The organism is Polaromonas sp. P1_F9 (assembly GCF_056405615.1).
This window is the reverse complement of the sequence record NZ_JBFUBT010000004.1, coordinates 388,472-415,451: the sequence shown is the minus strand read 5'-3', so window position 1 is coordinate 415,451 and position 26,980 is coordinate 388,472. Positions and strand designations below refer to the sequence as shown.

Annotated in this window: 29 protein-coding genes and 1 pseudogene; 18 read left to right on the top strand and 12 right to left on the bottom strand. The window is 63.2% G+C overall.

Annotated features, from left to right (window positions below; genetic code table 11):
• Positions 1-30 precede the first annotated feature (30 nt).
• Positions 31-471: a rhodanese-like domain-containing protein gene (locus AC1DYR_RS13420; protein ID WP_477705522.1), complete on the top strand. Its 441-nt coding sequence runs from the start codon at positions 31-33 to the stop codon at positions 469-471.
• 219 nt (positions 472-690) lie between these two features.
• Entirely contained in the window at positions 691-1,941 is a 1,251-nt protein-coding gene (cqsA, locus tag AC1DYR_RS13415; RefSeq protein ID WP_477705521.1) for an alpha-hydroxyketone-type quorum-sensing autoinducer synthase, read from the top strand.
• Positions 1,942-1,949: 8 nt separating this feature from the next.
• Here cqsA and AC1DYR_RS13410 read toward each other — a convergent pair whose 3' ends face one another.
• Together AC1DYR_RS13410 and AC1DYR_RS13405 are read right to left on the bottom strand one after the other, a co-directional pair.
• The gene (locus tag AC1DYR_RS13410; protein WP_477705520.1) at positions 1,950-2,936 is read right to left on the bottom strand and encodes a response regulator; all 987 of its coding nucleotides are present in this window, start codon (positions 2,934-2,936) and stop codon (positions 1,950-1,952) included.
• A gap of 47 nt (positions 2,937-2,983) precedes the next feature.
• Positions 2,984-4,192, bottom strand: a complete 1,209-nt coding sequence (locus AC1DYR_RS13405) for a sensor histidine kinase (protein ID WP_477705519.1) — start codon at positions 4,190-4,192, stop codon at positions 2,984-2,986.
• Between the two features lie 183 nt (positions 4,193-4,375).
• Between AC1DYR_RS13405 and AC1DYR_RS13400 the strand changes: the two genes are divergently transcribed.
• Both AC1DYR_RS13400 and AC1DYR_RS13395 read left to right on the top strand, forming a co-directional pair.
• On the top strand, positions 4,376-5,044 hold the full coding sequence (locus AC1DYR_RS13400; protein ID WP_477647485.1) for a helix-turn-helix transcriptional regulator: 669 nt from the start codon (positions 4,376-4,378) through the stop codon (positions 5,042-5,044).
• A 79-nt stretch (positions 5,045-5,123) separates the two neighbouring features.
• Entirely contained in the window at positions 5,124-5,891 is a 768-nt protein-coding gene (locus AC1DYR_RS13395; protein WP_477705518.1) for a type III pantothenate kinase, read from the top strand.
• Between the two features lie 269 nt (positions 5,892-6,160).
• On the opposite strand, the gene AC1DYR_RS13390 is transcribed toward AC1DYR_RS13395, so the two are convergent.
• Positions 6,161-7,693: a wax ester/triacylglycerol synthase family O-acyltransferase gene (locus tag AC1DYR_RS13390; RefSeq protein ID WP_477705517.1), complete on the bottom strand. Its 1,533-nt coding sequence runs from the start codon at positions 7,691-7,693 to the stop codon at positions 6,161-6,163.
• 143 nt (positions 7,694-7,836) lie between these two features.
• Here AC1DYR_RS13390 and AC1DYR_RS13385 point away from each other — a divergent pair, with 143 nt between their 5' ends.
• Entirely contained in the window at positions 7,837-8,091 is a 255-nt protein-coding gene (locus AC1DYR_RS13385) for an acyl-CoA-binding protein (protein WP_457281267.1), read from the top strand.
• Between the two features lie 172 nt (positions 8,092-8,263).
• Here the strand turns inward: AC1DYR_RS13385 and AC1DYR_RS13380 are convergent.
• Together AC1DYR_RS13380 and AC1DYR_RS13375 are read right to left on the bottom strand one after the other, a co-directional pair.
• A pseudogene (locus AC1DYR_RS13380) lies at positions 8,264-8,714 on the bottom strand (helix-turn-helix domain-containing protein); the annotation flags it as partial.
• A 108-nt stretch (positions 8,715-8,822) separates the two neighbouring features.
• The gene (locus AC1DYR_RS13375; RefSeq protein ID WP_477705516.1) at positions 8,823-9,212 is read right to left on the bottom strand and encodes a RidA family protein; all 390 of its coding nucleotides are present in this window, start codon (positions 9,210-9,212) and stop codon (positions 8,823-8,825) included.
• Between the two features lie 147 nt (positions 9,213-9,359).
• Between AC1DYR_RS13375 and AC1DYR_RS13370 the strand changes: the two genes are divergently transcribed.
• The 8 genes from AC1DYR_RS13370 (at position 9,360) to AC1DYR_RS13335 (ending at position 18,581) form a co-directional block, all read left to right on the top strand.
• Entirely contained in the window at positions 9,360-10,916 is a 1,557-nt protein-coding gene (locus AC1DYR_RS13370) for an ABC transporter substrate-binding protein (protein WP_477705515.1), read from the top strand.
• A 187-nt stretch (positions 10,917-11,103) separates the two neighbouring features.
• A complete protein-coding gene (locus AC1DYR_RS13365) occupies positions 11,104-12,045 on the top strand; it encodes an ABC transporter permease (protein ID WP_477648166.1) in 942 nt (313 codons plus the stop codon).
• 1 nt (position 12,046) lies between these two features.
• Positions 12,047-12,886 (top strand): ABC transporter permease, encoded by an 840-nt coding sequence (locus AC1DYR_RS13360; protein ID WP_477705514.1) that lies wholly within the window; start codon positions 12,047-12,049, stop codon positions 12,884-12,886.
• Positions 12,883-13,920, top strand: a complete 1,038-nt coding sequence (locus AC1DYR_RS13355; protein ID WP_477705513.1) for an ABC transporter ATP-binding protein — start codon at positions 12,883-12,885, stop codon at positions 13,918-13,920. Before AC1DYR_RS13360 ends, AC1DYR_RS13355 begins: the two co-directional genes overlap by 4 nt.
• Positions 13,917-14,906, top strand: coding sequence for an ABC transporter ATP-binding protein (locus AC1DYR_RS13350; RefSeq protein ID WP_477705512.1), 990 nt, complete (start codon positions 13,917-13,919; stop codon positions 14,904-14,906). The genes AC1DYR_RS13355 and AC1DYR_RS13350 overlap by 4 nt, the downstream gene beginning before the upstream one ends.
• Positions 14,903-16,201: an amino acid deaminase gene (locus AC1DYR_RS13345; protein WP_477705511.1), complete on the top strand. Its 1,299-nt coding sequence runs from the start codon at positions 14,903-14,905 to the stop codon at positions 16,199-16,201. Before AC1DYR_RS13350 ends, AC1DYR_RS13345 begins: the two co-directional genes overlap by 4 nt.
• Positions 16,201-17,112, top strand: a complete 912-nt coding sequence (locus tag AC1DYR_RS13340) for a MurR/RpiR family transcriptional regulator (protein ID WP_477667444.1) — start codon at positions 16,201-16,203, stop codon at positions 17,110-17,112. Before AC1DYR_RS13345 ends, AC1DYR_RS13340 begins: the two co-directional genes overlap by 1 nt.
• Positions 17,109-18,581, top strand: a complete 1,473-nt coding sequence (locus AC1DYR_RS13335) for an N-acyl-D-amino-acid deacylase family protein (RefSeq protein ID WP_477705510.1) — start codon at positions 17,109-17,111, stop codon at positions 18,579-18,581. The genes AC1DYR_RS13340 and AC1DYR_RS13335 overlap by 4 nt, the downstream gene beginning before the upstream one ends.
• A gap of 24 nt (positions 18,582-18,605) precedes the next feature.
• On the opposite strand, the gene AC1DYR_RS13330 is transcribed toward AC1DYR_RS13335, so the two are convergent.
• The 4 genes from AC1DYR_RS13330 to AC1DYR_RS13315 form a co-directional block, all read right to left on the bottom strand.
• Entirely contained in the window at positions 18,606-19,103 is a 498-nt protein-coding gene (locus tag AC1DYR_RS13330) for an SMI1/KNR4 family protein (protein WP_477705509.1), read from the bottom strand.
• A complete protein-coding gene (locus tag AC1DYR_RS13325) occupies positions 19,042-19,425 on the bottom strand; it encodes a hypothetical protein (protein ID WP_477705508.1) in 384 nt (127 codons plus the stop codon). Before AC1DYR_RS13325 ends, AC1DYR_RS13330 begins: the two co-directional genes overlap by 62 nt.
• Positions 19,426-19,470: 45 nt before the next feature.
• Positions 19,471-19,944 carry a hypothetical protein gene (locus AC1DYR_RS13320; RefSeq protein ID WP_477705507.1) on the bottom strand — a complete coding sequence of 158 codons (474 nt, stop codon included), beginning with the start codon at positions 19,942-19,944 and terminating at the stop codon, positions 19,471-19,473.
• A gap of 150 nt (positions 19,945-20,094) precedes the next feature.
• Positions 20,095-21,078 carry a LysR substrate-binding domain-containing protein gene (locus tag AC1DYR_RS13315; RefSeq protein WP_477667439.1) on the bottom strand — a complete coding sequence of 328 codons (984 nt, stop codon included), beginning with the start codon at positions 21,076-21,078 and terminating at the stop codon, positions 20,095-20,097.
• A gap of 161 nt (positions 21,079-21,239) precedes the next feature.
• On the opposite strand from AC1DYR_RS13315, the gene AC1DYR_RS13310 reads away from it, so the two are divergent.
• Positions 21,240-21,869, top strand: a complete 630-nt coding sequence (locus tag AC1DYR_RS13310; RefSeq protein WP_477673165.1) for a DUF2917 domain-containing protein — start codon at positions 21,240-21,242, stop codon at positions 21,867-21,869.
• A gap of 68 nt (positions 21,870-21,937) precedes the next feature.
• Here AC1DYR_RS13310 and AC1DYR_RS13305 read toward each other — a convergent pair whose 3' ends face one another.
• Positions 21,938-22,399: a TfoX/Sxy family protein gene (locus AC1DYR_RS13305; protein ID WP_477705506.1), complete on the bottom strand. Its 462-nt coding sequence runs from the start codon at positions 22,397-22,399 to the stop codon at positions 21,938-21,940.
• 141 nt (positions 22,400-22,540) lie between these two features.
• Between AC1DYR_RS13305 and AC1DYR_RS13300 the strand changes: the two genes are divergently transcribed.
• Together AC1DYR_RS13300 and AC1DYR_RS13295 are read left to right on the top strand one after the other, a co-directional pair.
• Positions 22,541-23,095, top strand: coding sequence for a gluconokinase (locus AC1DYR_RS13300; RefSeq protein ID WP_477705505.1), 555 nt, complete (start codon positions 22,541-22,543; stop codon positions 23,093-23,095).
• Between the two features lie 230 nt (positions 23,096-23,325).
• Positions 23,326-24,315, top strand: a complete 990-nt coding sequence (locus AC1DYR_RS13295) for an MBL fold metallo-hydrolase (RefSeq protein WP_477705504.1) — start codon at positions 23,326-23,328, stop codon at positions 24,313-24,315.
• 3 nt (positions 24,316-24,318) lie between these two features.
• Here AC1DYR_RS13295 and AC1DYR_RS13290 read toward each other — a convergent pair whose 3' ends face one another.
• Positions 24,319-24,726 (bottom strand): BLUF domain-containing protein, encoded by a 408-nt coding sequence (locus tag AC1DYR_RS13290; protein ID WP_477705503.1) that lies wholly within the window; start codon positions 24,724-24,726, stop codon positions 24,319-24,321.
• A 77-nt stretch (positions 24,727-24,803) separates the two neighbouring features.
• On the opposite strand from AC1DYR_RS13290, the gene AC1DYR_RS13285 reads away from it, so the two are divergent.
• Together AC1DYR_RS13285 and AC1DYR_RS13280 are read left to right on the top strand one after the other, a co-directional pair.
• Entirely contained in the window at positions 24,804-25,562 is a 759-nt protein-coding gene (locus AC1DYR_RS13285) for a Crp/Fnr family transcriptional regulator (protein ID WP_477673170.1), read from the top strand.
• A gap of 176 nt (positions 25,563-25,738) precedes the next feature.
• A complete protein-coding gene (locus AC1DYR_RS13280; RefSeq protein WP_477667432.1) occupies positions 25,739-26,056 on the top strand; it encodes a hypothetical protein in 318 nt (105 codons plus the stop codon).
• Positions 26,057-26,084: 28 nt separating this feature from the next.
• On the opposite strand, the gene AC1DYR_RS13275 is transcribed toward AC1DYR_RS13280, so the two are convergent.
• Positions 26,085-26,933, bottom strand: a complete 849-nt coding sequence (locus AC1DYR_RS13275) for a DUF6279 family lipoprotein (protein ID WP_477705502.1) — start codon at positions 26,931-26,933, stop codon at positions 26,085-26,087.
• Positions 26,934-26,980: the final 47 nt, after the last annotated feature.

The following is a 26,980-nucleotide window of genomic DNA, read 5'->3' as shown; positions in this document are numbered from 1 at the left end:
GATCAACACCCCGAACTGAGAGGCCCTGTGATGGAAAAAAAAACTTCTGCAAATGGTTCCGCGCGACCTGGTGTCCAGCCTGCTTCCGGGTATGCGGGCGATATTTCTGCACAGCTGGCTTTTGAGTGGATGCAGTCAGGCGAGGCGGTGCTGGTGGACGTCCGGACCGACGCTGAACGCGAATGGGTGGGTTACGTGCCTGGCGCAGTACCCCTGGCGTGGAAGCAATGGCCGGGCATGACGATCAATGCTGGTTTTGCCGAGGGGCTGAAGGCCGCAGTGCCTGCTGGCAAGAAGGCAGTGCTGTTGTGCCGCAGCGGTGTGCGTTCGGTCGCGGCGGCCAAACGCGCGACCGAGCTGGGCGTCGAGGCTTACAACATCCTCGAAGGTTTTGAAGGCGATGCTGAGCAGGGGCAGCGCGGCCGCAAGGGGGGCTGGCGTTTTCGGGGCTTGCCGTGGAAGCAGGGTTGAGATGACTGCCACCTTCGAGGGCCGGCATATCTACTTTTTGTAACCTGAATATGTAAGTAAATGGCGGTTGGGCTTCCTCAAAACGAGGTGAATAGTTCACACCACGATGTCGCAAATTTGGTGTATTGATGTACCCCCTGTTAATTCTGACAGGGGATAAGAAGTATCAATTTGTTTGAGCGCTTTCAATGGGGTTTCCCTTTTTAACGGAGCTCCCTCATGCAAGTACTCGAACGCAAACTTTCCCCTGACTCCGCGCATTTTTCCAACCCTGCCCTTGGGGCCCAGTTGTGCCAGCGAATATCCCGTGACTTCACGCCGCGCTGGAACCAGCAGTGGAGCGGAAAGTTCATGCTTCATGGCAAAACACCGGACTCCAATGCCATCCGGCTGGACGGCAACGACTACCTAAGCGTCACGGGTCATCCGCACATCGTCCACGCGCAGGTGGAAGCCTTGCGCAAGGAGCAGGAGTTTGTGGTGCAGTCCGGTGTCTTCCACCTGAACCAGCATCCCACACACACGCTGGAGCTGGCACTGGCATCCTGGGTCGGAAAGGACGACGGCTTCATTTGCCAATCAGGTTATGCGGCCAATGTCGGCTTGCTGCAGGCGATTGCCGATGCGCAGACCCCCGTGTACCTTGATACGCTGGCTCATGCATCGTTGTGGGAAGGCGCCCATGCGGCGCGCGCCCCGGCTTTCGCTTTTCGCCACAATGATCCGGTTCATCTCGCCCGGATGATCGCCAGGAACGGCCCGGGCATCGTGGTGGTCGATTCCGTGTACAGCACCACGGGCGCCATCTGCCCTTTGGGCGAAATTGTCGATGTGGCCGAGCAGCACGGCTGCATGATCCTGGTGGATGAATCGCACTCGCTGGGCACCCACGGCCCGGAAGGTGCGGGGCTGTGTGCCGAGTTGGGCCTCACCAGCCGCGTGCACTTCATCACCGCCAGCCTTGCCAAGGCGTTTGCGGGCCGGGCCGGCTTTTTTACTGCGCCGGCGCACATGCGCTATTACATTCTCTGTTCAAGCTTTCCCAATATCTTCAGCTCCAGCCTGCTGCCGCACGAGATTGCCGGCCTTGCAGCCACGCTGGAGGTGATCCGCAATAGCGACGATGCGCGCGCAAGGCTTCACGCCCACACGCGCAGGTTGCGGTCCGCCTTGAGCGAGCTGGGCTATCCCATCCACCAAGGCAGCCAGCAGATCATTGCGCTGGAGGTCGGGCTGGAATCCGACACCATGGTGCTGCGGGACCGGCTGGAGGAGCGCAACGTGTTTTCGTCGATGTTCTGCGCGCCGGCCACCAGCAGCAAACGCGCAATGATGAGGTTGACCCTGAATGCCGGGCTGATGGATTCCGAACTGGATCATGTGGAAGCGGTCGCACGCGAAATCGCGCCGATCGTGAAGCCATGGGATTGGCCGATTGCACGGCGCGCCCGGGCCGGCCAGGAGGCGTGATGCCGGTGTCAGTCCTGCAGGTGTCTCTCACCCGAGGTGGCAATGAATCGCTCGTGGCTGCTCATGAAGCCGGGGTTAAAAGGCTCGCCGACAGTAAAAAGCGCCGCATGGAGCGCGGCCGGACCGGAAGCGATGGCGAAGGCCTGGCGCGGCTGGGGTTTGTGGCCGGCGCCCAGCGCCAGCTGCAGTTCCAGGTCGATGAGTTTCCTGCCCGCCGCCACGTCCTTCACGGTCGCGGCATCCCAGCCTTGCGATACTGCCATTTCGGCAAGCTCTGGCAGGTTCCCGGCGGGTTCCAGCTGCAACCAGCTGACGCTGCCTTTGCGGTCAAGCGCCAGCACACCGAAAGGTGCACCGATCACCACATGCTCGATCCAGCCTTGCCGCAGTGCCAGGTTTTCCAGCTCCTGCGCGACGGATGGTTCGCACAACAGCGCATGCTGCGCGCGGGACAGCGTCGCCCGCCAGGTCTGCTGATGCCGGGGATCGGGCTGTCGCAGCAGCGCCTGCACCGCATCGGTCAGGCGCAGCCGGATCTCCGGAGATTGCTTGGGAATGAATTGTTCGATCAGCCCGCGGTTGAAGGCCGACACGGCAAGTTGCTCGTCGGCCCTGCCTGTCAGCAAAACGCGCGACCCCGACCACCCGGTCAGCTCGCTCAACACCCTCAGCCCGCTCATGGCCGGCATGGAATAGTCCACCACGCAGACCTGCGTGAGCGCAAATCGCGCCGTGCCGTCGTCCCGCCAGTACTGCAGGATTTGCGGAATCAGGGCCGTCCCCTCGCGCCATCGATTGATGATTTCCTGCTGGCGCCAGGCATCCGCTTCCCAGCGCACCGGCTCCTGGAGCAGCAGGTCTATACACGCCACGGGGCGCAGGAACAGGCGTACATGCCAGTCCAGCGGCATGACTTCCGCGAGCATTTCGAGATAATCCGGGTCGTCATCCAGGAAAACCACGCCTCCGGGACGGCGGTAAAGTGCAAAGGACATGTTGTCAGTCTAGCGCGGGTTGTCAAAAGCAAATCATGTGCAAGGTATCAGGCCGTAATCGGCAGCTCGATGGTAAAAGCAGCTCCCACGGCGAACTCTGATTTCACATGAATGGTGCCACCTGCGCTTTGTACCACTTGCTGGCAAAAGGCCAGGCCCAGGCCGTGCCCCGTGCCGCGGTTGCTCGAGAAGAACGGCTTGAAAATCTGCGGCAGCAGGGCGGCGTCGATACCCATGCCCTCATCGGCCACCATGATGCGGCCGCGTGCCTGCGTCCGGCCGACTTCAATGCGCAGGGCGCCATGCGGGTATTTCGAGTCGGCCGCCATCAGGGAATGCAGCGCGTTCTTGATGAGGTTGTCCAGCACCTGGGAAAACTGTGTGGCGGAAGAACGGAAGGTGAAGTCATCGTGAACAAGCACCCGCACGCATTCCCTCTGGCGGCTCGACTGATAGGGATACGCCGCCACGACGTCCTGGACCAATTTGCCGGCCGCGACCTGTTGGGTATGCCGTGGCAGCTGCAGCAGCTTGGCATTCGCGATCTGTGTGTCGATCTGGTGGTTCATGTTTCGAACCAGTGCGTGAAGGCGCAGCGCCAGCTTGTCCAGCTGCAGCGCGCGCGGGTTGTCGGGCTGGCGCTGCACCTCCAGATGGATCGCATCGCCCAGCAGGGCTGCCGTCGACAGCGGCGTGCGCAGCTCGTGCGCCATGATGCCGATGGTAGTGAGCGTGCTGGAAAGCTGCTCTCGCCGCAGGTTGGCCGAGGAAAGGTTCAGCACCAGCGCGATCGACCAGGCAAACGCAAATACCACGGCATGCACGGTGCGCTGGTCTTCCGGCAGGGCGGGAACCGCCGGCCCCACGTACAGGAACATGACCCAGGCCAGTCCCCCACCGGTGATGGTGCCCAGGGTCGCCAGGCGCCAGTCAGTGACATGGTAGTAGATCAACACCATGGCCGCCAGGGTGGCCAGCCACACGGTATTGCTGCCGTTACACAGGTACATCCAGCTGAACAAGACCGGCAGCTCGAGCCAGAACACCACGCCAAACACCCGTTGCGCCAGCCGGCTTCCCGGGTCATGGTTGACGCGTTTGGTCATCAGGCTGTAGCCCAGCACGCTGGCCACGACGCGCAGCGGCAGGTTTTCATAGGGCTGCGGCAACCAGACCGACCAGATCCAGGCGAACAGGGCGTTGCCCGAAAAAAAAGAAAGACCCAGCCACCACAGCCGCCGCGGGGATGGATGCAAAATGGGCTCCAGGGGCGCAAGGATCAGTTCCTCGCGCAGCCACTGAAGCAGGGGACGCCGCGCAAGCCACGCGTGAAAGCGGGCGCTCCTCACGTTAAGAACTTCTCCAGCACAACCGGGAACCTGACTGATGATGCATTTGACATTTGACTGTATTGTCCCGGTTCTCATCTCGTCAAGCTAATGCTGTTACCTGCCAACTTTGACAGCGTCAGCCTGGACGGCGTCATCAGCGACTGGCTGTGCGCTCTTCGAGAGTTCTCGGTCGAGGCGCTCATGGTGCTGGGCCCTGACCCGTTCGGGGGGCAGGAAGACCGGCTGGTGCTCGCCATTCACCCTCCGCGCCTGCTCGATGCCGCCGAGGCCTTGGCCGAGAGCCGGGACTTCGGCGCCCCATGGCGCGACTCCGATGCACCTCTTGTCGCCTGGCAGGACATCTCAAAAACCGCTTTCGAAAGCCTGAGCCGCTGGCGCCGGCTGTGGCTGGCCCACGGCTACCAGAGCGTGGTGCGCATCGCCTTCCCGTTGACGGTGGGGCGGGCCTTTGAATGCTACCTCTTCAGCCCGAGGCAGTGGCATGACCGCAGCGAGGCGGCCTTGCTGGCCTGGTCGGCCCTCAACATCTGGCCGCTGCTCAAGCGCGCGCTGGCCGAAGCGCGCAGCCCGCTGAGCCCGCGCGAACTCGAATGCCTGAGCCTGGCCTTCCAGGGAATGACGGCGCGCGAGACCGGCGAATTGCTGGCCTGCAGCGAACGCACGGTGAACTTTCACCTCTCCAATGCCATGACCAAGCTCAAGGTCGACAACAAGCTGGCCGCCATCCAGCGCGCATGCTGGTTCGGACTGATCTGAGCATTCTTTGCCGCGTGTACTGGAAAACCTTTAGGCCTGTGCCCGCAGGCGAGCTTCAAACCTGTTCATAATCCGCCAAATGACCTTTCTAGCGCTTGACGTGGGTAACACCCGCCTGAAATGGGCCCAGTACGAATCCGCTGTGCCCGGGGCCAAGCTGCAAGCGCAGGGCGCCGTGTTCCTGGAAAACATCGACAAGCTATCCGAAGAAGAGTGGGGCGGCATGCAGCCGCCTTCGCGCATCCTCGGCTGCATCGTCGCCGGCGACGCCATCAAGCGGCGCGTGGCCGAGCAAATGGAGCTCTGGGACGTGGCGCCGCACTGGGTAGTTTCCAGCCCGCACGAGGCCGGCGCCACCAACGGCTATGACCACCCGGCAAGACTCGGCGCAGACCGCTGGGTTGCCATCATCGGTGCGCGCCACCGGCTGCTGGCGCGCGGCATCAACAAGCCTTGCGTGGTCGTCATGGTGGGTACTGCCGTCACCGTCGAGGCGATTGACGCCGGCGGCAAATTCCTGGGTGGCCTCATCCTTCCGGGCCACGGCATCATGCTGCGCGCACTCGAATCCGGAACGGCCGGTCTGCACGTTCCCACCGGCGAGGTGCGCGACTTTCCCACCAATACCAGTGATGCGCTGACCAGCGGCGGCACTTTCGCCATTGCCGGTGCGATACACCGCATGGTGGAAAACGTCGCCCGCCATTGCGGCGAGGAACCTGAATGCATCATGACCGGTGGCGCCGGATGGAAGATGGCGCCCAGCATGTCGGTGAAGTTTGAGCTGGTGGACAGCCTCATCTTCGACGGACTGCTCGAAATCGCCTCGCACCGTTTTGCAGCATGAAATTGGTTCACCCCTGTTAAGGCTTACTCGGTGTAGCCTTCCCCCTCGCTGCAGGAAGCGGCGTCGGTGGCCTCAAGATTTTTAGGTATTTTAGGCCTCTAGCCAACGAAAAGTCTAGACCAATAGCTATCAATTTAATAGCAATCGGACGTGAGCGCCTTGGCCCTTCAAGCGGGGGCCGCGGTCCGGCTTCGCCGGCCGCATGGCGCCTGTCCCCTGCAAGGGGAGAGGAGGCTACACGAAGTGAGCCTCAACAGGGGTGTACCAGATCACTCTCCCCAGGGCAGCATCAGCGTCACAATGGAAAGCTTGGCGAACTCCGGCACAAACTCGTCGATGATGCGCTGCGGTTCCAGGCACAGGGCGCTGTCGGTGATCACGCCAAACTGCACACCGCCGCCGTAGCTCAGGATGGACACGCCCAGTCCCACGTCGCCCGACTGCGGTACCCAGAACATGCTTTGCTCCAGTGTCGAGCCGCAGAACTTGAGCTTTTCGCGCGGGCCGGGCACGTTGGTCATCACAGCCGTGGTTTTCTTGGCAAAGAGGTTGAGCATCACGTCCTGCGCCGGCTTGATCAAAAGCCCCGCCACCGCCAGCAGGCTAAAGGCCAGCAGTGGCTGGTAGCTGCCCTTGAGCGCGGCCATACGTCGGCGCACTTCGTAGACGCGCTCGATCGGGTTGTCCACACCGATCGGCAGCACCAGCGGCACCAGGCCGAAGCGGTTGCCCAGCTTGTGCGCCTGGTCCAGCGGCCGCAAATTCACCGGCACCATGGCGCGGATCTCCTGGCCCGCCACATCGTCACCGAAGGTTTTCAAATATTCGCCCAGGGCACCCGCCACGCAACTGAGCAGCACATCGTTGATCGAGCAGTTGAGCGCCTTGCCGACGGCCTTGACTTCATCCAGCGGGATCGGCTGGCACCAGGCCACTTTTTTCGCGCCCCCGGGCTTGCCTTTGAGCCGGGTTTTGGAGTCGTCAGGCATCAGGGCCAGCGCGGCGCCGTCCTTCAGCACTTGCATCAGCACCTTGGCCATGTCCATGGAGTTGTGCATGCCGTCCTCCATGCCCTTTTTGGGGTCGCCCAGCATGCCCAGCGAACGCGCCGCGCCTTCGCCCACGGCGCCCAGTGCCTTGACTGTGATGTCGGTGAAAGGCTTGAGCAGGGTGTCGGCAATCCAGTCTTCCGTGCCGGCGGCCGCCGCCGCCTTCTTGCGCCGCTCAGGCGGTGGCGCACCCCCGTCGACCAGCGACATGGTGACGGAGATCAGCGCAATGCCGTCGGCGATGCAGTGGTGGATGCGCACGATCATGGCGCTGCCCTTCACGCCGTCGGGCCCGGTGTAGTCCTCGATCAGGTGGATTTGCCACAGCGGGCGTTTCGGGTCCAGGGGCTGGGTGGCAAGCACGGCCACGCGGTCCTGCAGGGCCTGCTCCTGGTTGGCCGATTTGGCCAACTTCTCCTGCACGACATGGTTGACCAAGTCGAAGTTGCGGTCCATCACCCAGGTGGCGCCGGCAGCGTCCTCCATCACACGCTGCTTGAAGCGGTCGTACTTCAGCAGGCTGTTTTCGATGCGTTCGCAGACGGCGGCGTACTTGACGCCCGGCGCCAGCTGCCACACGCCCACGATCATCATGAGGTTGGCATCGTTGTCCATGCGCAGCCAGGCCGTGTCGACCTTGCTCATGCGCTCCCCCGAAATACCCAGGGTTCCCGAGACGGCCCGCTTGACGTTCTTCTGGACGTTTTTTGCCACTTTGCGGCCAGCGGCCTGGGCGGTAACGCGTGTAACCATGAGCACTCCCGATGCAAAACTGATGCGAACTTACCCCGGATGGGGTAACTTCCCTATTTTGAACGGAACGGTCTGGCTAAGATACCGGGCAGTTACCCCAAGCACCTTCATTGGTGACGCACTTCTAAAAACGGAGATTCCTCATGTCAGACCTGAAAGCCGCCTTCGACAAAGCCATGGCCGATTCGAAAAACCTCAGCGAGCGCCCTGACAACGCCACGCTGCTGAAGATTTATGCGCTCTACAAGCAGGGCAGCATCGGCGACAACGCCGAGAAAAAGCCCGGCTTCGGCGACATGGTGGCCCGCGCCAAGTGGGACGCCTGGAACAACCTCAAGGGCACCTCGCAGGACGATGCGATGCAGCAGTACATTGATTTGATTGCTGACCTTAGCTGATCTGTCTTGAGGTCGCCCGCCGGTTCATGCTCCGGCTTGAGCGCGCTATTTGCTGAGTGTTGCTGGCCCGGAGGCGCCCGGCATGCGATTCACTTTTTTTGCATCGTGTATGGACCGGACTCATGGTTCGTTGAGTACTTCGGCTTTCAGTGAGCGGTGAAACCGCTCATCCTTGCCATTGGTCTACGGGTGATGAGGCCGGCTGTGGGTCGTTGGGTATCTCAAAGCGCAGCCAGGGCGTGGCAGCCTCACTGGCCTGGGCGTGATCAGACCATGGCGATGCAGGATGGAGGTGACGGTGCTGGGGCGACTTTGGCGCTCCCCAGATCGGGCAGGCGCCTGCTGAGATCTTGCGCCTGCGGCAGGCAGGATGTTGGCCGCGCAGCGCAACCACCGCACCTTCAATATCTGCAGGACAGATACCCGGGCTGCTGGCGGGCCTGCGCGATTGCTCGACCAAGCCCGAGCGGCCCTCGTCTTCGTAGCGCCGCAGCCACTTATAGGCTGTTGGCGGGCTGATTCCAAAGCGCCGGCACAACTCCCGGCGGTTGGCTCCCCTGATGCTGGGCCAACAGCACAAACTCCTGCTTCAAACTCATGATGTCCTGGGCCTTCCACGGCATAGATACCTCCCCGCAAGTTCGCCGGAAAGTGTCAACCTTGTCCCGGCACACCTGTTAACCATGTGTCCGGTCCATACAGCGACGCAAAGAAAAGTTACTTGCCCGGTTTCAACCCTTGGGCTTGTAGGCCACAACATCAATCTCCACCCGTGCATCCACCATCAACCGAGCCTCAGTCGTCGAGCGGGCCGGTTTGCCATTCGCAAAATAGCCCATATAGACGCGGTTGAAGCTGCCGAAGTCACGCGCATCCTGCAGCCATACCGTGCTCTTGCAGACGTCGTCCAGCGTGCAACCAGCCAGGGCGAGCACCGCCTGCAGGTTCTTCATCACCTGGTGGGTCTGCACCTCGATTCCGCCGGTCACGATCTCGCCATTTTCATTCGCCGGAACCTGACCGGAGACGTAGACAAAATCCCCGGCGCGCACGGCCGGCGAGAAAGGGCGAGGCTGGCGGTCGGAGGCCAGCGGCGGATTTCCCAAATATTCCAGAGGCATGAAAAACTCCTTTTAAAGTCTCTTTTTCAGCAAATATTGAAATATATTTTCAGAATTATGCGCAAATATTCGGGTTTATCCTGAAAATTACCATTTGTAGATCAATTAATCTTCACTTTTGAAATTTAACTTCAATCAGGAGTTGTCATGATCCGTGGAATCCGCATGCATCGCCGTACCGCCTTGTCTTCCCTGCTGGCCCTGGGCGCAGCCGGCGCCGGTTTCGGTCCGGCCGCCGCGCAGACGGGCAAGTCAGCCCTGAATCTGGCCATGGTGGCTGAGCCGCCGACACTGGACATCCAGTCGACCCCGGCCGACCTGGTCTGCATCATCATGCAGCACGTCTACGAGCCGCTGTTCACCTTCGACGCCAAGGCGGCCCTGGTGCCGATGCTGGCCGAGGCGATGCCCAAGATCTCGGCGGACGGCAAGCTCTACAGCATCGCGCTGCGCAAGGGCGTGATGCTGCACAGTGGCCGCGAGCTCCATGCCGACGACGTGGTGGCCAGCCTGAAACGCTGGATGGAAGTCTCACCGCGCGGCAAGTCAGTGGCGGTTCAGGTGGCCGACCTGTCGGCCAAGGGCCCGCTCAGCTTGGAGATCAGCCTGAAGAACGCCTATGCGCCGTTGCTCTCGCAATTGGCCATGGCTTCGGGCATGGCCGCCATCATGGCCAAGGAATCGCTAGCCCAGCCCCTGCGCGAATACGTGGGCACCGGGCCCTACAAGTTCAAGGAGCGCAAGCCCGACCAATACGTGCTGCTCACCCGCTTCGACGGCTACAGCGCCCGCAGTGAAGCTGCCAGCGGCTACGGCGGCAAGCGGGTGGCCGCGGTGGAGGAACTGCGCTTCGTACCAGTGCCCAATGCCAATACGCGAGTGGAAGGCGCGCTGGCCGGCCAGTTCCACTACGCCGACCTGTTGCCGATTGAGGCGCTGCCGCGGCTGGAAAAAGCCGGCGGCAAGGTCGTGCCCATCATGACGCCCTCTTTTGGCTTTCCTTACCTGGTGTTCAATACCAAGGAAGGCTCGCTGGCACGGCAGCCTGTACGCAAGGCGGTGCAAACCGCGCTGGGCGAAGGCGAGATGCTGGCGGCGGGCTTTGGCGACACGCGCTTTTTCATCGCCGAAGGCAACCACTTCCCGAAAGGCACGCCTTTCTATTCCACAGCCGGCACCGCAGCCTATAACGAGCGCGATGCCAGGAAGGCCAAGAGCCAGGCCGAGCAGGCTGGCTACAAGGGTGAGCCGGTGCGCATCCTGACCAGCCGGCAGTATGACTTTCACTACAACATGGCACTGATCATGGCCGAGCAGCTCAAGCGCGCCGGCTTCAAGGCCGAGCTCAACGTGGTCGAGTGGGCAACGCTGCTGCAGCGCCGCGCCGACCCCAAGCTGTGGGACATCTACATCACCCATTCGGGCCTGTTCCCCGAGCCCATGCTTTCGCCACCGCAACTGGGCGACGGCGCGCCGGGCTGGTGGAGCTCGCCCGCCAAGGCCGAGGCGCTGGCCGCGCTGAACCAGGAGCCCAACCCTGCCAAACGCGGCGCGTTGTGGGGCAAGGTGCAACAGGTGGTGTATGACGAGGTGCCCTACATCCAGGTCGGAAAATTTGCCAGTCTGTCAGCGCGCGCACCGGCGCTGCAAGGCTATACGCCCTATACCTATCCGTTCTTCTGGAATACCAGCCTGAAGAGTTGAGCCCCCACGCTCCCCCACTGCGTGTGGGTCGCTGCCCCCCGAGGGGGCCGCCCGCCTGCGGCCCGGCAAAGCCGGTTCCGCGACTTGACTGGCTTTATTTCGCTGTCTTTTGTAGCGAGCGTGGAGATGAGGATGTGGAGTGTTTTCGAATGAGTGAAAAATTCGCATCGTTGAATAGAGCAATGTCATGACACGGTACCTTCTGTCCCGGCTGGGCGGCATGCTGGTGGTCATGGCCATCGTGGCGGTGCTGGTGTTCATTCTCACGCGTGCCGCGCCGGGCGACCCGATCGCCGTGCTGCTGGGCGACCAGGCCACGGCCGAGGACATCGCCCGCGTGCAGAAGGTCTATGGCCTGGACAAGCCGCTGCCGGTGCAGTTTGGTCTGTGGGTCCGCGAGCTGGCGCGCGGCAACCTGGGTGAATCGATCTTCCTGCAGCGGCCGGTAACCCAGGCGCTGTGGGAGCGGGCCGAGCCCACGACCCTGCTCTCGCTGATGGCGATTGCCATTGCCGCGCTGATCGGTGTGCCCTGCGGCATCGTCTCGGCCGTGTATCGCGGCAGGGCCGTCGACCAGGCCTTCACCGGTTTTGCCATGCTGGGCGCCAGCATCCCCAGCTTCTGGTTCGGCCTGGTGCTGATGCAGATCTTCGCGGTCTCGCTGGGCTGGTTCCCGGTCTCGGGCTATGGCGAGCCGGGCGCCTCGCTGGCGGCCCGCATCCACTGCCTGGTGCTGCCGGCCACGGTGCTGGGCGTGCTCAATTCGGCGCTCATCATCCGCTTCACCCGCGCCTCCATGCTGGATGTGCTGGGCGAGGACTACGTGCGCACTGCCCGGGCCAAGGGGCTTTCGGAAAACGTGGTGGTGCTCAAGCATGCGCTGCGCAATGCGTTGGTGCCCATCGTCACCGTGCTCGGCCTGACAGTAGCGCTGATGATCGGTGGCGCGGTGGTCACCGAGACGGTGTTCGGCCTGCCCGGCGTGGGCAACCTGGTGGTGAGCGCGGTGATCCGGCGCGACTACCCGGTGATCCAGGGTGCGTTGCTGGTGGTAGCCGCGATCTATGTAGTGATCAACTTCGCCATCGATCTGCTGTACACGGTCGTTGACCCCCGTGTGAAGTATTGACATGCAGATTCCTCTTATTTTGCGCAAGCTGTTTCGCCGCCGCATAGTGCTGGCCGCGGCCATCGCGCTGGTCGTGGTGATACTGGTATCACTCTTCGCCGGCCCCCTGAGCGGGCTGGACCCGAACGAGACCGCCGTGAGCCAGCGCCTCTCGCAACCGTCTTCTGCTCACCTGTTCGGCACCGACGAACTGGGCCGCGACCTGTTTGCCCGCATCGCCTTCGGCGGCCGTTATTCACTGACCATCGCCCTGCTGACGGCGCTGGGTTCGGTAGTGGCCGGCACCTTGTTTGGCCTGGTCGCGGGTTTCTTTCGCCGGCTCGACGCGCCCGTCATGCGGGTGGTGGACGCCATGATGTCCTTTCCCGACATCCTGCTGGCCATCGCCCTGGTCGGTATCCTCGGCCCCTCGATGCTGAACGTGGTGCTGGCCCTGGTGCTGGTCTACACGCCGCGCGTGGCCCGGGTGGTGCGGGCCTCGACGCTGGTGGTGCGCGAGCTGCTCTTTGTGGAAGCGGCGCGAGCTGTCGGGGTCTCTACCGTGCGCATCCTGTGGCGCCATGTGCTGCCCAACCTGATGTCGCCGATTCTCGTGCAGGCTTCCTTCATCTTTGCCTACGCCATCCTGGCGGAAGCCGCGCTGTCTTTCCTGGGCGTGGGCGTGCCGCCCGAAATCCCGACCTGGGGCACCATGGTCGCCGGCAGCCAGCAATACGCCCACCAGGCGTTGTGGATCGTGCTGTTCCCGGGCCTGGCCATCATCCTTACCGCGCTGTCGCTCCAATTGCTGGGCGACGGCATCCGCGACCTGCTGGATCCGCGCCTGCGGAAATCGATGTGAACCGTCTCGAAGTACGCCACCTTTCCACCTTCTTCGATACCGACGAAGGCCTGATCCGTTCCGTCGCCGACGTGAGCTTCAATATCCGTGCCGGCAAGACCACGGCCCTGGTCGGCGAATCGGGCTCGGGCAAATCGGTCACCAGCCTGACGCTGATGCGCCTCTTGCCGCGAACCGCTTCAACGCAGGTGAGCGGCGAGGCCCTGTTCGTCAACCGTGCCGGCGAGACGCTGGACCTGTTGACGCTGCCCGAGCCGCGCATGCGCGCAATCCGCGGCAACGAGGTGGCGATGATCTTCCAGGAGCCGATGACCAGCCTGAACCCGGTCTTCACCGTGGGCGAGCAGGTGGCCGAGACGCTCCGCCTGCACAAGGGCCTGGGCCATGCGGCCGCCCTGGCCCAGGCCCTGCGCATGCTGGAGCTCGTCGAGATCCCGGCGGCTGCACAGCGCCTGCATGAATACCCGCATCAGCTTTCCGGCGGCATGCGCCAGCGGGTGATGATCGCGTTGGCCATGGCCTGCGACCCGACGCTGTTGATCGCCGACGAACCCACCACCGCTCTGGACGTGACCATCCAGGCGCAGATCCTGGCGCTGATGCGCAGGTTGCAGGCTGAGACCGGCATGAGCATCCTGTTCATCACCCACAACCTGGGCGTGGTGGCCCACCATGCCGACGACGTGGCCGTGATGTACGCCGGCCGCATCGTGGAGGCCGCGCCCGTCAACGACCTGTTCGCACGGCCGCAGCATCCCTACACCCAGGGCCTGCTGGCTTGCCTGCCGGCGCAGCAGCGCGGGCGGGCGCCGGCGGGCGAGGGCGGGAGCGAAGGCCCGCATGCGGCGGGAGGCAAGCGCCGGCTCTACGCCATCCGCGGCCAGGTTTCCAGCCCGCTTGCGCCGCCACCGGGCTGCGCTTTCGAGCCGCGCTGTGACAAGGCCATCGCGGCCTGCCGCGACGCCATGCCGGCGTTGCGCAACGACGAAGCCGGCGGCAGCGCCCGCTGCATTCTGGTGCCGGAGGCCGCATGAGCATAGAGACGCCCGCCGCCGCACCTCTGATCGAGGTGCGCAACCTGCAGAAATTCTTCGGCTCCTCCGTGCGGCCGGTGCGCGCGGTAGACGACGTGTCCTTCGTGATCCATCCCGGCGAGACACTGGGCCTTGTGGGCGAATCGGGCTCGGGCAAGAGCACCATCGGCCGCGCCCTGCTGCGCCTGGTCGACAGCACCGGCGGCACAGTGAGCTACCGCGGCGAAGACCTCGGCGCGGCTTCAGGCAGCCGCATGCGTGCGCTGCGCAGCAAGCTGCAGATGATCTTCCAGGACCCGTACGCCAGCCTGAACCCCAAGATGCGGGTACGCGATATCCTGGGCGAGGCGTTGCAGGTGCATGGCCTGGCCAAAGGCAAGGGAGCCACCGCGCAGCGCATCGCCGAGCTGCTGCAACTGGTCGGGCTGCCGCCAGAACACGCGGCGCGTTACCCGCACGAATTTTCCGGCGGCCAGCGCCAGCGCATCGGCGTGGCGCGGGCGCTGTCGGTGCAGCCCGAATTCATCGTGGCCGATGAGCCGCTCTCGGCACTGGACGTGTCCATCCAGGCGCAGGTGGTCAACCTGCTGTGCGACCTGCGCGACAGCCTGAAGCTGACCATGCTGTTCATCTCGCATGACCTGGATGTGGTGGAATACCTGTGCGACCGGGTGGTCGTGCTGTACCTTGGCCGGGTGATGGAAGTAGCGCCGACGGCGGCGTTGTTTGCGCGGCCACTGCATCCCTATACCCAGGCCCTGCTGGCCGCTTCGCCCAAACCCGACCCGGCTTTGAAGATGGTGCATGTGCCCTTGAAAGGCGACATGCCCAGCCCGCTCAACCCGCCTTCGGGCTGCGTATTTCGCACACGCTGCCCGCATGCCATTGACGCCTGTGCCGAGACGCGGCCGGAGCCGCGCGACATGGGCGGCGGCCGCCTCAAAGCCTGCATCCGGGACGACATCGAATCATTGACGACACCATGACACTGCAAGACATTCTCGACCCCCTGCTCGACGCCTCCTGGAAGGGCTTTCCGCACCACAGCCCGCCGCTGCGCCGCTCGGCCGTCGGCACCCAGGGCTGGAACGTGCTGCGCGGCGACCTGCCGTTGCCGCTGGCCGTGATCCGTCGGGACGCCCTGGCCGGCAACCTGCAATGGATGCAGGGTTTCGCAGGCAGCCACGGCGTGGGCCTGGCTCCGCACGGCAAGACCACCATGTCGCCGCAGCTGTTCCGGCGCCAGCTCGATGCCGGCGCCTGGGGCCTGACCTTCGCCACCGTGACGCAGCTGCGCGCGGGCGTGACGGCCGGTGCGAAGCGCTGCCTGATCGCCAACCAGGTGTTCCAGTCGGTGGACCTGCAGGGCATAGCCGACCTCAAGCGTGCCAATGCCGGGCTGAGCGTGGCTTTTCTGGTGGATTCCCTGGCGCAGGCAGAACTCATTGAAGCCTGGCATGCGGTGAATGCACACGCTGAGCCTTTCGACGTGCTGCTGGAGATCGGCGTGGACGGCGGCCGCACCGGCTGCCGCAGCCACGAGCAGGCGCTCGCATTGGCCAAGCGCCTGCGCAGCGGCACGGCCACGCGGCTGGTCGGCATCGAATGCTACGAGGGTCTGGGCGCCACCGGCCAGTCGGCCGCTGACACGGCCTACGCCAATGCGCTGATGCAACGTGTGCGCGACATCGCCCAAGCCTGCGACGAGCAGCAGTTGTTCGAAACGGATGAAATCCTCCTCACGGCCGGCGGCTCCGCCATCTTCGATCTGGTAGCCGAACACCTGAAGATGAAACTCTCCCGGCCCGTGCAGGGCCTGCTGCGTTCGGGCTGCTATGTGACGCACGACCATGGGACCTACCACCGCTTCATGAATACGGTAGCCGCGCGCATGGGCTGCGGCCATGGTTTGCACGCGGCGATGCAGGTGTGGGCGGCGGTGCAATCCTGCCCCGAGCCGGGCCTGGCCATTCTGGCAGTAGGCAAGCGCGACATCTCCTACGACCTGGAGCTTCCCGTACCCCTGGGCGTGTGCAGAGCAGGCGAGGCCACCATGACACCGGCGCCGGCCGACTGGAAAATAGCCGGCCTGAACGACCAGCACGCCTACCTCCGCCACGCGACCCCGGCCGGCAGCGACCCGGAACACCAGGCCCTGCGCGTGGGTGACCTGGTCGCGCTGGGCATCTCCCACCCCTGCACCACCTTCGACAAATGGCGCTGGATGCCGGTGGTGGACGAACAAAACAACGTGTGTGACGCCATCGTCACCTGCTTTTAATGACCCCACGCGTCCTTGAAAAAATTGCCGAGATCATGGACCGCGCGCCCGCCGCGCGGCGCACCGTGCTGGCCCTGATCCTGGAAGACCCGCAGCGTGTGCTGGACGAGACCTTCGAGACCTTGGCCCAGCGCGCCAACAGCTCGGTCCCCACCATCATGCGTACCTGCCGCGACCTGGGCTACCCCGGGCTGCGCGAGTTCAAGCTGGCGCTGGCGCAGGAGCTGGCGGTGGGCGGCTCACCGCTGAACCGGCGCGTGCGCATTGACGACGACACCCGCCAGGTCATCGCGAAGGTGACGCGCGGCGCCGCCACGGTGATCAACAGCGTACAGGCCCAGCTCAATGTGGAGGCGGTGCAGGCGGCGGCCGATGCCATCGTCGATGGCGCACGGGTGGATTGCTATGGCGTCGGCGTCACCTCCAACTTCATGGCCTCGGACCTGCAAGCGCGGCTGTACCGCATGGGCGTGGCTTCCAACAGCTACCTGGACCCGCACCTGCAGCTGATCTCGGCTGCCACCATCGGCCCGCGCGGCGTGGTGATGGCCATCACCCACGTCGGCGGCATGCCTTCGCTGCTGGAGGCGGTGGACGTCGCGCGCTCGCAAGGCGCCACCATCATCGCGCTGACGCAGCCCGGCTCGCAGCTCGCGGCGCTGGCCGACATCGTGCTGGGCGTGGAAGTGGCGCCCGACCCGGTGATGCCGGTGGGGCCCGAGGCCTACCTGGCGCACCTGACGGTGATCGAGATACTGACCGTGCTGGTGGCGCAGCGCCTGGGCGACAAGGCCGTGAACCGGCTGGCCAACATCCAGCGCACGCTGGAAACCCGCGGCGTGGACATGCACCACCACCCCCGGCTGGACTGGGACGAAGGCGCCAAGCTCACCATGGGAAAAGTACGATGACGCGCGCCACCTTGCTGGAAAACGGCCTGCTGGTAGACGGTACCAGCGCGGCTGGCAGACCTGGGGACCTTCTGCTGGCGGGCGACCGGATCGTGGCCGTGGGCGCGGGCCTGCGGCACGGCCTGCCGGATGGCCTGACTTTGGCCGACGCCGATGTGTACGATTGCAGCGGCCTGGTGATCGCGCCCGGCTTCATCGACGTGCACACCCACGACGACGCCATTGTGCTGAACGCGCCAGGCATGTTTCCCAAGCTGTCGCAAGGCATCACCACGGTGGTCACCGGCAACTGCGGCCTGTCGGTTGCGCCCTTCGTGGTGAAGGAGCCGCAGGGCGCCCTCACCCTGCTGGGCAATTCATTCAAGTATCCCTCGGTGGATGCTTATGCGCAGGCGGTGGGCGAGGCGCAGCCGGCCGTCAATGTAGCGCCGCTGATCGGCCACACCACGCTGCGCTATGCCTGCGTGGACGACCTCAACCGGCCAGCCACCGCCGACGAAGTGGCCGCCATGTGCGCCCTGCTGGAGCAATGCATGGCCCAGGGCGCGATCGGCCTGTCGTCGGGCCTCTTTTATGCCGAAGCAATGCCGGCACCGGCCGCCGAGGTGACATCGCTGGCGCGCGTGGTTGCGCGACACGGCGGTATCTACGCCACCCACATGCGCTCGGAAATGGCCGACATCCTGGAGGCCATGCACGAGGCTGCCGGCTGCGCCTTCGAGGCCGGCGTGCCGCTAGTGATCTCGCATCACAAATGCGCCGGCCCGGCCAACTGGGGCCGCACGCGCGAGACGCTGCCGCTGATCGACACGCTGGCCCGGCGCCAGGACATCGCGATGGATGTCTACCCTTACGTGGCCGGCTCGACCGTGCTGCGGGAAGACCTGGTGGACGGCGTGATCGATGTCCTCTTGAGCTGGTCGACTCCCCACCCCGAAATGATGGGCCGTACGCTGGCCTCGATTGCCGAGGAGTGGAGTGTCGACCAGAAGGCCGCCTGCCGCCGCCTGCAGCCGGGCGGCGCCTGTTATTTCCAGATGCACGAGGACGACGTCAAGCGCGTCATGGCGCATCCCCTCTCCATGATCGGCTCCGACGGCCTGCCGCATGACAAGCATCCGCATCCGCGCCTCTGGGGCGCTTTTCCGCGGGTGCTTGCGCGCTACTGGCGCGAGCAGCAGCTTTTTTCGCTGGAAACTGCGATCTACAAGATGACCGGCCTGTCGGCACGCAACTTCCGCCTGCACCAGCGCGGCCAGCTGCAGCCCGGCTGGCATGCCGATGTCGTGGTGCTGGACCCGGCCCGCGTGCGCGACGTGGCAACCTACCAGGACCCGATCGCGGTGTCCGAAGGGATTGAGAAAGTGTTTGTGAACGGCGAGCTGGCCTATGTGGCCGGTGATGCCGACGCGGTGAACACCAAGGTGCAGGCGCGTGCCGGGCGTTTGCTCAAACGCGGCGCGGCCTGAGTTTCGGTCGCTCTCCTCGCATATCTACAAAATGCTCTTTGGATTTGCAGCATAGCTCACCATAAATTCCCGAAATGGGAGTGCCATTGGCTCTCCAGGCGTGGCATCCTCCGCCACTCGATATACATGTGCAGGTTGCAATGGCTCGCCAGTGAACCTGACTGCATATAGCCAGCTGTTCATCAAGTAATCAGAAAATGCGAAGCAGTCCGGATACGAAAAGCGATCTGGATAGATGACACCGGTACTGTCGTCGAGTACTTCGTGAACCGGTCGAATCTCGGATAGCGGCCAAAACCTATAACAATCCGAGTCCGTAAAATCGAAACTGCTTCCATCCACGGTTTCGAGATACTCAAGTACGTCACGTGGAATGGTTACGCCGTACTTAGACTGAAATTCGGCCACTTGCGACGGCTGCACACCCGGGCGGATAGGAATCCCGCTAAGGCGCCAGTATTCAATGATCTTGGCCCAGGGTTCGACCACCGGCATATTTGAAGGATGGGTCAGCTGTTGCAAGGCTGACGCTCCGTTCTCTGAAGTCGGGCGGCACTTCGACAGCGCCTGTCGAATAACACTCAAGCATGAGTTCGCGATTTTCGACAAAGACCAGGTAGCCAACTTCATACTCCTCAATTCGGCCGACGACTGCCGGTTCATCGAACACTGCGCGCTCCATCGGTAGCAGCGGATGTCTGACCGTAAGAAAGTAACCCACTCCAGTGCGCTCAAAAGCCACAAACCCGGAGTCTTTGAGGACTACCTCGACCAGAGCGTTGCCGAGCTCGGGCATTGCGAGCATACGAACGGCTTGCTTCTCAAAGTCGCGAAAGTGGCTCATAAGCGCCTGACGTTGAAGTTGGGCCTTGCCACCGGTACGGAACTGTTACCTGGCAGCATAGGTTACGGGAACCGATTTGTATTTGGCCAGTTCTTCGGCCGATGGGCAAGGCACTTTATCGAGGTAGAAGTGGTATCCCGTTGCGATAAGAGCAATTGGTACGGCGGCCTTGGCAAAAGTACCCGGAGAAGCACTTGTGCGAAGACAGATGCGAGATCCATGCTGCAATTTGAATTGAAGGCGGGTGGGCTCCGCTGTTCTTGCCTGCACGAAAATCTCCCGCTCGCCAGACGACAGGTTTGCAATGGCGTACTCGGAATTCGATAGCGATGCAAATGCTGCACCGTCTGTACCTACGGCGAGCGAGACGCCACCGGCAATGAACGACGACTCCCTGAAAACAAGAATCTCACCTTGCGCTGACGGCGACGGTTTGGGTATGGCAACGATGGGCTGGCTGGCGCAGGCGACCAAAGACGCCGCCACCAAGGCAATTGAAGCAAGTCGTACAAATGTCATGGGACAGGTTCTCTGGGTTAAGTGTGAAGGGCTAACGGTTAACTTGAGCGGCGTCATCAGGCGTTCGCTCGAATGATGGGTGGGGCGCTGGCATCGAAGCCGGGGCACTGTGCCAGCCCTTCGACGCCTCAGGGCGAACGGAAGCGGGGCTCAATCGAGGGAATCCACTGTATCCGGATCCGGCACATCGCCGATTGCCTCCCGCGTCAGCGCGGCCTGGCTTTTGAGCCAGTCGCAAAAGGCCATCACTTCAGGCCGGGCCACATTGCGCGGGCCGATGATCAGCCAGTAGCTCATGGGCGACTCCATGCGCATCTGCGGCAGTGGCTCCACCAAGTCGCCCGAGGCCAGACTCTCGGCAATCAGCGGCAGGCGCGCCAGCACCACGCCTTGCCCTGTCAGGGTCGCCTGCACCATCTGGTAGGCATAGTTGAAGTACAGCCAGCGCTTGGCTTCCAGCTTGGGGCTGGCATGGTCGCTCAGCCAACGGCGCCAGGTCAGCCATTCCAGGTGGGTGTGATGTGCGTCGCCTGCCTCGATCAGCGTGAACTGGGCCAGGTCGTCTGGCTTCTTCAGGCGCGGCCCGCTTTTAAGCAGCCAGGGGCTGATGACGGGCGTGATCTGCTCGCCGAAAAGGCGTATGGCGCCTGGCGGCATGTGGCTGGCCGGGGCGTAACGCAGGGCCAGGTCCAGGTCTGAAATGTCCAGGTCCACCGCCACGTCCGACGCATCAATCCGGATGTCGATGTCGGGATTGTCGCGCTGAAAACCCTCCAGCCGGGGGATTAGCCACATCGAGGCAAACGAGGCAAAGGTGGTGAGCGACACGCTCTTGCGCCCGGCGGTCTGGCGTATCTGCCGCACGGCGTTGTCAATGCGCTCCAGCGACGGCGTGACGGCCCGCAGCAGGATGCCGCCGGCGGTGGTGAGCTCCACGGCGCGGGTGTGGCGATGAAAAAGGCTCACGCCCACGTCTTCTTCCAGGCCCTGGATCTGGCGGCTCACAGCCGACTGGGTGAGGGCCAGTTCTTCCGACGCGGCGCGGAAGTTGAGGTGGCGGGCGACGGCCTCAAAAGCCCTTAACTGGCCGGCGGAAATCGGCCGGGACCGCAAGTGTGTTTGTGAATGGAGCATGACGGTGTGGGGGTGAAAAAGGCCAAATAGGGCAATTCGGGCCTAATTGATTGATGCGATTATGGAATCAATAGCTTACCGCGATTTCATTGGACTGTGCAAGCCCGTGGCGAGATGATTCAACCCTCATCACTCACTTTGTGCCTTTTTAGGAGAACACCATGGACCACGCAGCTCACCTCTCAGGAGATCGTTTCTTGCAACAGGCTTCCGATGCCACCAACGGCCATGTGGCCGGCCTGGCGGGCTTCTGGAAACTGGGCGCGGGCCGAGCGCTGACGCTGCGTGCCTCGCAGGCCGGTGTGTTGCGAATTGCGCATGGCCGGGTCTGGGCCACCTTCGACTCGGCCAGCCAGGACATCCAGGTCCGCGCCGGCGACCATTTCCTCAGCCGGGGCGAAAGCCTTTCGCTGCGGGCGGGTGAGTCGCTGGTGATGGAGTCCTTCAGCGCTGGTCACGCTGCTTCCGCTTATTTCAGCTGGGAGCCGGCAACGGCCTGCGCCGAAGTGCCCGAGATGAAAGAGACTTCCGGCTGGCGTGCCGGCGTGATGCAGCCTTTGGGTGACTTGCGTGCCGCCTTCGGCCTGGCCACCAGCGCCCTGGGCCGCCTGGTCCGCGGGCTGGCGATGGGTGCTGTCGCCGCTGTTGAAGCGGTACTGACCCCCGTTGCCCTGGTGTTCGTCACTGCCCGCGCCCGGCCACACGTCACCGGCCACGACTTTGACGCCTACAGGGACAATCAGCTCCAGCCGCGCAACTACAACGTGCTGGCCATGTCCAACCTGGTCTAAGCGCAGATAGCCAACAGTTTTACTCCGGGAAAACCGTTTAACCCGCAGTCGCAAGGCTGCGGGTTTTTTTATGGGCGCCTGGTTCGGGGCTTGGCCGTTTTGGCGGTCCTGGTTGCCGGCGCCTTTGGCGTTTTCCTCGCCTTCGCTGTCTTGGGCGCTTTGGCCGCCTTGGCCGCACGCGCCTTCAACGCACACTCCAACGCTACACGCGCCCACTCCAGCATCACGGCGGGCGACTCCATCGCCTCTTCGGGTGCCGCGTAGTAGTTGAGACTGTGCGGCGCACTGACGCCGTTGCGTGTCATTTCAAAGGTGAACCGCTCACAGCCGTGGGCTTCATACAGGCTGCGGGTCTGCGCATCCGCCTTGAGCCACAGCTTCTCGCCGCCGCCCAGGTCGGCCACCAGGGCCAGCGTCAGTCCTGAGGTGCTGATGCCAAACCCGCCAAACATGCGCCTGGCCGTGCAGGGCCCGACGCCTGACAAAAGCTCGCAGCAGTAGGTCGCAAAATCATTCGTGGAAGAGGCCATCGCGCAACCATACCAAACCCGGCGCAATTGTGTTGCGGCGGGCGCAGCGCGCCATGGCTGCCGCTTTGCTCAAAAAAACGGTGCCTGGCAGATATCGCGGGCGCGACGCGCAAAGACGCGGCGGGCCGCGATAATTTGGGCATGGCCCCAGCTTCCCAGACCCATTCCTTCCCCGCGCCCGGTGTGCGCTACGCCGCCCCGGCAGTCCATGTGGTGGTCATGGGGGTGGCCGGCTGCGGCAAGTCGGCGGTCGGGCGTTTGATGGCCGACCAGCTGGCGTTGCCGCTGATCGAAGGGGATGATTTCCATCCCTCCGGCAACATCCAGAAGATGCAGCAAGGCATTCCCCTCACGGACGAGGACCGCGCTGACTGGCTGCGCCAGCTGGGTGTGGAACTGGCGCGTCACCCAGCCGGTGTTGTGCTGACCTGCTCGGCCCTCAAGAGCGCCTACCGCGACAGCCTGCGCGGCGCCGTGCCCGGTCTGCAGTTTGTGCATCTGGCCATCAGCCAGGCCGAATCCCTGCGGCGCGTTTCCGCGCGGCCGGGCCACTTTTACCCGCCCAGCCTGGTCGCCAGCCAGTTCGAGGCGCTGCAGGACCCTTCGGCCGAGCCGGGCGTGTTGACCCTGGCCGGAAATGCTTCCCTGGAAGCCCTGGCCGACAGCGCGGTCGCCTGGCTGGCAATCCGCGGGTAGCGCCCTGCCGCCGGCCCGCCTGCAGGGCCGTTTTTTGGCATCAAATTGCCTTGCAGGCCAATCAGGACGAGCGCAAGCAGCTATCAAATCAATAGCGGCCTTGAAAATCGTTTCACTGGGCAGGTGTATTGGTTCAACTATCCGTAACGCATTACGTTTAAGTAAAATGACCCAAAACTGCCGCCGGGTTCATTGAACCGCCGGCACAGCGTCCCCAACACAGGAACCGCATGTCCAAAGCCTTCGCCTCGCAGTCCGATCTCACCGACAAGGTCATCACTTTTGAGCAGCTCAGCGCACATTGCTGGGCTTATACCGCCGAGGGCGACCCCAATTCCGGCGTGATCATTGGCGACAAATTCATCATGGTTAGCGACGCCACCGCCACCCCGGCCATGGCGCAAGACCTGATCGCCCGCATCCGCACCGTGAGCGACAAGCCCATCAAATATGTGCTGCTGACTCACTATCACGCGGTCCGGGTGCTGGGCGCCAGCGCCTACATTGCGGAAGGCGCTACGGAAGTGATCGCCAGCCAGGGCACGTACGAACTCATCGTCGAGCGCGGCGCGCAGGACATGCAAAGCGAGATGGAGCGTTTTCCGCGCCTGTTCCGCAACGCCGAAAGCGTGCCCGGCCTGACCTGGCCGACATTGGTCATCGACGGCGGCAACCCGGTGAAGGGCGAAGTGCCCGGCAAGCTGGTGCTGGACCTGGGCGGTGTCAAGGTGCAAGTCTGGCACCCGGGCCCCGGCCACACGCGCGGCGACACGATTGCATGGGTCGAAGAAGAAAAAGTGCTGTTCTCGGGCGACCTGGTCGAGTACGAGGCCGGCGTCTACACCGGCGACGCCCAGCTGGAGGAATGGCCCGCCACACTGGAAGCCCTGCGCGCGCTCAAAGCCGAAGCCATCGTGCCCGGCCGCGGCGAGGCCATGAAGGGCGCGGGCAACGTCAACAAGGCGCTGGACTATACGAAGCGCTGGGTCGAAACCCTGTACCAGGCGGGCAAGGAAGCCGCGGCCGCGGGCATGGACCTCAAAGCCGCCATGGACCACACCCGCAAAAGCATGGACCCGATCTTCGGCCATGTGTTTATTTACGAGCACTGCCTGCCGTTTGACGTGAGCCGCGCATTTGACGAAGCCAGCGGCATCAAGAACCCGCGTATCTGGACAGCCCAGCGCGACCAGGAAATGTGGCAAGCGCTGCAGGGCTGAACCTCAAGCGTCGAGATCCAGCCTGGACAGCAGCCCCACAAATGCCTCCAGCGCAACTTGCCCGTCCATCCGCTCCATGCGGTCCAGCACGTCGTCGTCTTCGACCATGCAGTAACCCAGGCTGAAGCGCCGGAATCGCCGGGCAGCCAGTTCGTCGTGGTGCAGAACCTGCATGTTGATGTGGCGGGTGTCCTGGCGGATGCGCTCCAGCAACGCCAGCACCTGCTTCTGGTCGCCCTCCAGTTGCTGGCAAAAGCGCATGCCGTCAAAAATCAGCAGCCCGGTGATGTCCCGCTCCGCGTTGACCAGGCGAGCCTTGGCCGCAATATCCCCCACTACGCTCAACGGCGCCTCCGGCGCGAGTGTGCTGACGTAAAGAATTTCATACAAAGTGGTGCTTATTTTTTTCATTGCGCCGAATGTAACGACGGACGGCACACCTCACAATGTCAAAAGACACAGGCATTTGCGCCTAAGATGTGCCTTCCATGAGCATTCCGACGCCAACATCAGCCATCTGCCCGCCTCGCTGTAATGCTTGCGGGTTACGCAGCACCGGTGCATTCATGCCCGTGAAAGCGGAAGAGCTCCAGTTCATCGAGGCCTTCCGCACCGGCATCTTGCAGGTAGCCGCCGGCACGACCATCCTGCATGAGCAAAAGCCCAACGGCAAACTCTTCACCCTCTACTCGGGCTGGGCCTTCCGCTACAAAACCCTGAGCGATGGCCGTCGCCAGATACTCAATTTTTTGCTGCCCGGAGACTTCATCGGCCTGCAGCAAAAGTTCGCGGACGGCGCCATGCACGGCATCGAGGCCGTGACGGATGTAAGCCTGTGTGTGTTCCCGCGGGACGGCCTGTGGGAACTGTTTCGCAACCACCCCAGCCTGGGCTACGACATCACGTGGATGGGCGCGCGAGAGGAAGGTATGGTCGATGACCATCTGCTGACGGCAGGCCGGCGCAACGCCACCGAACGCGTGGCGATGCTGTTGATGCACCTGTACCGCAGGCTGGAACGCGTGGGCATGGCCGAAAAAGGCTGGATAGGGTTTCCCATCAACCAGCAACATATTGCCGACGCGCTGGGACTGTCGCTGGTGCATACCAACAAGACGCTCAGGCGTTTGCGCCAGCTGGGCCTGCATGAGATTGAAAATGGGCAGCTCCGCTTGCTCAATACCCGCGCGCTGGAGCGCATTGCCGATTACTACGACACGCCGCCTGCACACATTCCTTTGCTCTGATTTCATCTGTTTCTGCTTTGGTTCAGGCGTGTAGGCGGTTGCTGACAACAAGGCCATGGGGCGGATGACAAACGCGGCGTCTATCCGGTTTTAAGGTGACTCTCTTGCCCGCGATTTGCCCCCCTCCGAAGGGAAGGCCGTGGCGGCGCGCACCGACAACCACCCAGGAGACGTTCATGAACCACGCACAAGCACCCGGCGCACGCCTGCAGCAGCAACCGCGCCGTGTTTCGGACCGCCAGCAACAGCAAAGCAGCGGATCACGCGAGTTCCAGCCGCGGCAGTCCAGGCCGGGCGATGCCCCGGCCGGTCAGATGGGCGAAGGGAGCTATGAAGCCACCCGCGACTACCAGAAGAACATCAAGTCCTATCTCAAGGATGCAGATGTCGCTGCCGATGCGAAGGCGGCGAAACCCGATTCACCCCAGCAGGCGGCAGAACTGAAGAAAGCTGAACAGGAAGGCTTGTCCCATTCCAAAGCGCCCGGCAAATAAGCCGGGTTGCGCGGGGCAGGTTCCGGTGTCAGGACTTTTGGCTGTGCAGGGCTTTGAAATCCCGCTCATAGCGGTGAAGGTTTTCCACTGCTTTTAAGCGCTGGGCGGGCGTCGTGCTGTTGTGCAGTTCTGCAAAGCCCTGGCAAATGTCCTGGGTCAGGCGTTCGAGGTAGTCCCGATAAGCGATGTCTGGTGAGTTCAGCGTGCGTTCAAACAGTCCGTTCACGGCGGCCTGCGTTTTCTCGGGTGTGCTGTGGCCGTCAGCCAGCGGGCGCAGGGTTTGCAGGGCATCCTGCTGGCGCCGCAGCCTTTCCCGGTAGGACACGGCGGCGTCAAAGTGGGACGCATCGATCCGACGGCCAATGATGTCCAGCTGTTTTTCTTCCAGCCGCCCGTAAAGCATTTCGGCCCGATTCACCGCCTCTTTGTAGCGTTTTTTGCGGCTCGTTTTGGATGACTCCAGAAAGTCCTCGCGGTAGTCGGCATTGCCTTTTTCAAAACGCTGCTGCAGCTTCTTCATCTGGCTGACGTGGAGCGTGCCCGCCAGCTTCGTCATGAGGGGTTCCGCCTCGTTCGACACCACCAGCAGCTTTCGGCGGAGGTCGGTATAGACCGCACAAGCCTTTGCCGTATCCATGTCCTGCGGCATCTGGTGCTGCAGTTTTTGCAGCGTGTCGATATAGCCCGGAAGCTGGGTTTGCCGGTGCCAGGCATGCAGCTTGTCCAGGTCAGCCCTGACCTGCACGCTTTGCGCATCGGTGAAGTCAAAATGGCTGTCCAGATGCCAATACACCAGTTCAGGTGCCTGGTTGTAAGCCAGTTTCATCATCACGTTGCAGCCGGGCAGCACGGCACCCAGCAGCACGGCGGCAAGCACACCGATAATCCGTAAGCTGCGTACCAGCCCTGCCCCGGCGGGGGTGG

Coding starts and splice junctions, on each gene's coding strand:
- AC1DYR_RS13420 (WP_477705522.1), top strand. CDS start 31: ATGGAAAAAAAAACTTCTGCAAATGGTTCCGCGCGACCTGGTGTCCAG.
- cqsA (WP_477705521.1), top strand. CDS start 691: ATGCAAGTACTCGAACGCAAACTTTCCCCTGACTCCGCGCATTTTTCC.
- AC1DYR_RS13410 (WP_477705520.1), bottom strand. CDS start 2,936: ATGTCCTTTGCACTTTACCGCCGTCCCGGAGGCGTGGTTTTCCTGGAT.
- AC1DYR_RS13400 (WP_477647485.1), top strand. CDS start 4,376: ATGCTGTTACCTGCCAACTTTGACAGCGTCAGCCTGGACGGCGTCATC.
- AC1DYR_RS13395 (WP_477705518.1), top strand. CDS start 5,124: ATGACCTTTCTAGCGCTTGACGTGGGTAACACCCGCCTGAAATGGGCC.
- AC1DYR_RS13390 (WP_477705517.1), bottom strand. CDS start 7,693: ATGGTTACACGCGTTACCGCCCAGGCCGCTGGCCGCAAAGTGGCAAAA.
- AC1DYR_RS13385 (WP_457281267.1), top strand. CDS start 7,837: ATGTCAGACCTGAAAGCCGCCTTCGACAAAGCCATGGCCGATTCGAAA.
- AC1DYR_RS13375 (WP_477705516.1), bottom strand. CDS start 9,212: ATGCCTCTGGAATATTTGGGAAATCCGCCGCTGGCCTCCGACCGCCAG.
- AC1DYR_RS13370 (WP_477705515.1), top strand. CDS start 9,360: ATGATCCGTGGAATCCGCATGCATCGCCGTACCGCCTTGTCTTCCCTG.
- AC1DYR_RS13365 (WP_477648166.1), top strand. CDS start 11,104: ATGACACGGTACCTTCTGTCCCGGCTGGGCGGCATGCTGGTGGTCATG.
- AC1DYR_RS13360 (WP_477705514.1), top strand. CDS start 12,047: ATGCAGATTCCTCTTATTTTGCGCAAGCTGTTTCGCCGCCGCATAGTG.
- AC1DYR_RS13350 (WP_477705512.1), top strand. CDS start 13,917: ATGAGCATAGAGACGCCCGCCGCCGCACCTCTGATCGAGGTGCGCAAC.
- AC1DYR_RS13345 (WP_477705511.1), top strand. CDS start 14,903: ATGACACTGCAAGACATTCTCGACCCCCTGCTCGACGCCTCCTGGAAG.
- AC1DYR_RS13340 (WP_477667444.1), top strand. CDS start 16,201: ATGACCCCACGCGTCCTTGAAAAAATTGCCGAGATCATGGACCGCGCG.
- AC1DYR_RS13335 (WP_477705510.1), top strand. CDS start 17,109: ATGACGCGCGCCACCTTGCTGGAAAACGGCCTGCTGGTAGACGGTACC.
- AC1DYR_RS13325 (WP_477705508.1), bottom strand. CDS start 19,425: ATGAGCCACTTTCGCGACTTTGAGAAGCAAGCCGTTCGTATGCTCGCA.
- AC1DYR_RS13320 (WP_477705507.1), bottom strand. CDS start 19,944: ATGACATTTGTACGACTTGCTTCAATTGCCTTGGTGGCGGCGTCTTTG.
- AC1DYR_RS13315 (WP_477667439.1), bottom strand. CDS start 21,078: ATGCTCCATTCACAAACACACTTGCGGTCCCGGCCGATTTCCGCCGGC.
- AC1DYR_RS13310 (WP_477673165.1), top strand. CDS start 21,240: ATGGACCACGCAGCTCACCTCTCAGGAGATCGTTTCTTGCAACAGGCT.
- AC1DYR_RS13305 (WP_477705506.1), bottom strand. CDS start 22,399: ATGGCCTCTTCCACGAATGATTTTGCGACCTACTGCTGCGAGCTTTTG.
- AC1DYR_RS13300 (WP_477705505.1), top strand. CDS start 22,541: ATGGCCCCAGCTTCCCAGACCCATTCCTTCCCCGCGCCCGGTGTGCGC.
- AC1DYR_RS13295 (WP_477705504.1), top strand. CDS start 23,326: ATGTCCAAAGCCTTCGCCTCGCAGTCCGATCTCACCGACAAGGTCATC.
- AC1DYR_RS13290 (WP_477705503.1), bottom strand. CDS start 24,726: ATGAAAAAAATAAGCACCACTTTGTATGAAATTCTTTACGTCAGCACA.
- AC1DYR_RS13285 (WP_477673170.1), top strand. CDS start 24,804: ATGAGCATTCCGACGCCAACATCAGCCATCTGCCCGCCTCGCTGTAAT.
- AC1DYR_RS13280 (WP_477667432.1), top strand. CDS start 25,739: ATGAACCACGCACAAGCACCCGGCGCACGCCTGCAGCAGCAACCGCGC.